The following is a 4,869-nucleotide window of genomic DNA, read 5'->3' as shown; positions in this document are numbered from 1 at the left end:
ACGGCGCCACCCTGCGCCACCGGGGGGATGCCCGCCACAGGACGCGCACCCCGGCGCCACGGGGAGCGCCGCCCTCCTTACGACGGCGCAACCCGGCACCGCGCGGGGCGTCGCCTGCCCAAGGACCGGCGCACCCCGGCACCGCAGGGGAGCCGTCCACCGCAGGCCGGCGCACCCCTGCGCCACCGGGAGGGGGAGCCGTCCACCGCAGGCCGGCGCGAGCCCGGCACCGCCAGGGGACGCCGTCCGTCTCAGGACAACCGCTTGCGCACCGGCTCCCCCTCCAGCGGCGGTGCCGTCACACCCCCGTGCCGCAGGCACTCCGGCCGCTTGCAGCCCGGCGGCGGCCTGCGCACCACCGCGGCCGCCACCACCGCCCCCACGACCAGCGCCCCCGCGCACCACACCATGGCCCGGCCGAACGCCGCGTCGAAGGCCGCGGGCTCCCGGTACGCCTCCTCCCCCATCCCCACCAGCAACGGCAGCGCCGCCACGGCCACCAGCCCCGCCGCCCGGGCCGCCGCGTTGTTGATCCCGCTGGCCAGCCCGGCCCGGACCACGTCGACGGACCCGAGCACGGTCGCCGTCAGGGGCGCCACCAGGGTCACCATGCCCAGCCCCAGCACCACCAGCGCCGGCAGCACATCGCCCGGGTAGGACGCGCCGGGCCCGACCCGCAGCATCAGCAGCATCCCGGCCGCGCACAGCAGCGGTCCCACCGTCAGCGGCAGCCGCGGCCCGACCCGGTCGGCCAGTTCCCCGGAGCGCGCCGACAGCAGCAGCATCAGCACGGTCGTGGGCAGCAGCGCCGTACCGGCCGCGAGGGCCGAGTAGCCCACGACCACCTGCAACTGCAGCGCGGCGAGGAAGAAGAAGCCGCCGAGAGCCGCGTACACGCACAGCGTGACGAGGTTGACGGCCGTGAACTGGCGGGACGCGAAGATGTCCGGCGGCATCATCGGCTCGGCCCGCCGCCGCTCCACGATCACGAACGCGACGGCCGCCGCCACCCCGGCCACCGCCGAGACCGCCGCGACGGCACCGCCCTCGCCGGCCTCGATCAGCGCGTACGTCACCAGCGCGAGCGCCAGCGCCCCGAGGACCGCCCCGAGCACGTCGAACCGCCCGTGCGCCCTGCCGTCCCCGGACTCGGGCACGTGCCGCAGCGCGACCGGCACGCACAACGCCGCAAGCGGCACGTTCAGCAGGAACACCCACCGCCACCCCGGCCCGTCCACCAGCCAGCCGCCGACGAACGGCCCGACCGCCGCCCCGATCCCGCCGAAGCCGGACCACAGGCCCACGGCCCGTCCCCGGTCGTCGGGGTGGAAAGACGCCTGGATCAGCGCCAGCGACCCGGGCGTCAGCAGCGCACCGCCCACCCCCTGCAGGGCCCGCGCGGCGATCAGCACCTGCGCGTTCGGCGCCAGCCCGCACAGCAGGGACGCCACCGCGAACCACACCACCCCGACGACGAACACCTTCCGCCGCCCGAACCGGTCCCCGAGCGCCCCGCCCAGCAGGATCAGCCCGGCCAGCGTGACCATGTACGCGTTGACCGTCCACTGCAGGACGGCCAGGTCCGCGTCGAGGTCGCGGCCGATGCGCGGCAGGGCGACGTTGACGACGGTCGAGTCCAGCAGCGCCATGGAGGAGCCGAGGACGGTGGTGAGCAGGATCCACCTGCCCCGCGGTGAGGCCAGCCGGACATCGGACATGCGGGGAGCATACGGAAGAGCCCGGCACCTGGGCAGGTGCCGGGCTCGACGCGCGGGGAACCGGGACTTACTTGATCTTCGTGCCGGTCGAGCGCAGGTGGCCGCAGGCCTCGACGACGCGCGCGGCCATGGAGGCCTCGGCGAGCTTGCCCCAGGTGCGCGGGTCGTAGGTCTTCTTGTTGCCGACCTCGCCGTCGACCTTCAGGACACCGTCGTAGTTGCGGAACATGTGGTCCGCGACCGGGCGCGTGAAGGCGTACTGCGTGTCCGTGTCGATGTTCATCTTCACGACGCCGTTCTCCAGCGCCGTGCGGATCTCCTCCTCCGTGGAGCCGGAGCCGCCGTGGAAGACGAAGTCGAACGGGGAGCCCTTGCCGAACTTGGCGGCGACGCCCTCGTTCAGCTCCTTCAGCAGCTCGGGGCGGAGCACCACGTTGCCCGGCTTGTACACGCCGTGCACGTTGCCGAAGGACGCGGCGAGCAGGTAGCGGCCCTTCTCGCCCAGACCGAGGGCCTCGGCGGTGCGGATCGCGTCGTCGACCGTGGTGTAGAGGGAGTCGTTGATCTCGTGGGAGACGCCGTCCTCCTCGCCACCGGTCGGGGTGATCTCCACCTCGAGGATGATCTTCGCGGCGCGGGCCTGCTCCAGCAGCTCCTGCGCGATGGAGAGGTTGTCGGCGAGGGTCTCGGCGGAGCCGTCCCACATGTGCGACTGGAACAGCGGGCTCAGACCGGCGTCCACGCGCTTCTTCGACAGCGCCAGCAGCGGACGAACGTACCCGTCGAGCTTGTCCTTGGGGCAGTGGTCCGTGTGCAGCGCGATGTTCACCGGGTACTTCTCGGCGACGATGTGCGCGAACTCGGCCAGGGCGACCGCGCCGGTCACCATGTCCTTGCTGTACTGGCCGCCCAGGAACTCGGCGCCACCCGTGGAGATCTGGACGATGCCGTCGCTCTCCGCCTCAGCGAAACCGCGCAGGGCCGCGTGCAGGGTCTGGGTGGAGGTCACGTTGATGGCCGGGTAGGCGAACTTTCCTGCCTTCGCCCGGTCCAGCATCTCGTTGTAGACCTCGGGAGTTGCGATGGGCATGCGTCCGCTCCTTGTATCTGCGGGTTGACGTACTGCTGTCTACGGCCCTGACCTAGACCTTGGGGTGCGACGTCATCGTCGGCCCCATCTTTCCAGACTCGGCCGGAAGGTCCAGATCGCTGTCCACGCCCTGGTCAGTCGAGACCCAGCTCGTCCTTGGAGAAGGCGAACAGGTACGGCACCCCGGCGCCCTCCCGGATCTTCTCGGCGGCACCGGTCGCCCGGTCGACGATGGTCGCGACGGCGACGACCTCGGCCCCGGCCTCGCGCACGGCCTCGACGGCGGTGAGCGGGGAGCCGCCGGTGGTGGAGGTGTCCTCGACGACCAGCACGCGGCGGCCCGCGATGTCCGGGCCCTCGACGCGCCGCTGCAGCCCGTGCGCCTTGGCGGCCTTGCGCACGACGAAGGCGTCCAGGCGCCTGCCGCGGGCGGCGGCCGCGTGCAGCATCGCGGCGGCGACCGGGTCGGCACCCATGGTGAGGCCGCCGACGGCGTCGAACTCCAGCTCCGCGGTCAGGTCGAGCAGCACCTGCCCGACCAGCGGGGCGGCCTCCCCGTCGAGGGTGACGCGCCTGAGGTCGACGTAGTAGTCGGCCTCCAGACCCGACGACAGGGTCACCTTGCCGTGCACCACGGCCTTGTCCTTGATCTGCTGCAGCAGCGCGCCGCGCGTGTCCGTCATGGCGCCCAGCTTAGAGGCGGCGCCAGCTCCAGGTGGTGGTGGCCTCCAGCGGCTGAAGGGGCGTGACCAGGCGCGGCATGGTGTTGAGGCCGTTGGGCGGGCCGGTCTGCGGCTCCACGCACACGGCCTCGGCCTGCTCGTCGTAGACGACCACCCACTCCTCGCGGCTGGTCACCCTCAGCTCCAGCTGCCCGGGCCAGGTGAGGGCCACGTCGACGCCGCCGGGCATGCCGAAGCAGTCGTCCCAGGGGCCGGGCTTCGGGTCGAGGCGGTTGCCGGTGGGCAGGTGGTCGTCGCCGCGCTCCTCCTGCCAGGCGGGGTCGAAGGCGAGGGTGACGTCCTCACCGCCGAGGTTGCGCTTGAACCAGGGGTGCCAGCCGATCTGCGCCGGGAAGGACGACTCGTACGTCTCCACGGACATGGTCAGCGTCAGGCTGTCCGCGCCGAGGGCGACGATCTGGGTGACACGGCCCGGGTACGGCCAGGGGTCGACGAGCTCGTAGGTGAGGACGGCCTCGTCGGTGGTCGTGCGGGCGGTGCGCCAGGCGTGGTCGCGGACGGTGCCGTGGATGGCGTGGGGCGGGGCGTTCAACGGCATCTGCCGCACGACGGCGCCGTCCAGGAACCGGCCGTCCCTGATCCGTCCGCACCACGGCACCATGGGGAAGCAGCCGAACCGCTCGCCCTGCCGCAGCAGCTCCACGCCGCCGATCCGCAGCCCTCCGACCCGGCCGCCGTTGCCCGGCTGCACGGTCACCTCCGCGTCACCCGCGGTCAGCGTGATGTCTTCGTCACTCACGGGACGACCCTACTGGGGTGATCAAGAGGGCCTTCGGTCCTCGGTTCCTCCGACGGCTGCGGCGTGCGGGCTCAGCGGCGCCGGCGCAGGGCCCGGACCGCGACGATCGCCGAGGCCAGGGCGAGGGCGGCGGCGGGTGCCGCCCAGCGCAGCGGGGCCGGGGGTGCGACGGTCTGGGGTGCGGGCACGGGGGCGTAGCGGCCGCGGGGCGGCGCGTGGTCGACCTCTTCGGCGCTGCGCCCGATCATGGTCCGCCGCGCGTGCGCCGCCTCGGCGACGTCCTCGTCCTCACCGTCCTCGTCCAACGGACCGAGCGGGGAGGACGGGCCCCCCGCCCCGAATCCGGGGCGGGCCCCTTCCGTCAGACCGGACTCGGCAGCGTCCCCGGCCGTTCCGGAACCGGAGGCGTCGCCGGTCGACCCGGGGCTGGGGGCATCGCCGGAGAGGTCTGACTCGGAGCCGGAGGTGCTGCCGGCCCGCTCGGGGCCGGGGTCGGGGGCGTCGCCGCCGGCTGCGGGGGCGGAGGTTTCTTCCTCGGACCCGGGGCCGGGGGTCTCGTCGGTTTGGGGGGCGGGGGTG

4 protein-coding genes and 1 pseudogene are annotated in these 4,869 nt (G+C 73.5%); all 5 read right to left on the bottom strand.

Annotated features, from left to right (window positions below):
* Nucleotides 1-251: 251 nt before the first annotated feature.
* Entirely contained in the window at nucleotides 252-1,718 is a 1,467-nt protein-coding gene (locus RIN80_RS16380) for an MFS transporter (protein WP_309096338.1), read from the bottom strand.
* 67 nt (nucleotides 1,719-1,785) lie between these two features.
* Entirely contained in the window at nucleotides 1,786-2,808 is a 1,023-nt protein-coding gene (gene fbaA, locus RIN80_RS16375) for a class II fructose-bisphosphate aldolase (RefSeq protein WP_309096337.1), read from the bottom strand.
* 134 nt (nucleotides 2,809-2,942) lie between these two features.
* Nucleotides 2,943-3,491 carry an orotate phosphoribosyltransferase gene (gene pyrE, locus RIN80_RS16370; protein ID WP_309096336.1) on the bottom strand — a complete coding sequence of 183 codons (549 nt, stop codon included), beginning with the start codon at nucleotides 3,489-3,491 and terminating at the stop codon, nucleotides 2,943-2,945.
* 10 nt (nucleotides 3,492-3,501) lie between these two features.
* On the bottom strand, nucleotides 3,502-4,290 hold the full coding sequence (locus RIN80_RS16365) for an aldose 1-epimerase (protein ID WP_309096335.1): 789 nt from the start codon (nucleotides 4,288-4,290) through the stop codon (nucleotides 3,502-3,504).
* Between the two features lie 71 nt (nucleotides 4,291-4,361).
* Nucleotides 4,362-4,869: pseudogene (locus tag RIN80_RS16360) on the bottom strand (carbon monoxide dehydrogenase); the annotation flags it as partial.

The organism is Streptomyces sp., from assembly GCF_031181705.1.
GTDB lineage: Bacteria > Actinomycetota > Actinomycetes > Streptomycetales > Streptomycetaceae > Streptomyces.
This window is presented reverse-complemented; position numbering and strand designations above follow the sequence as displayed.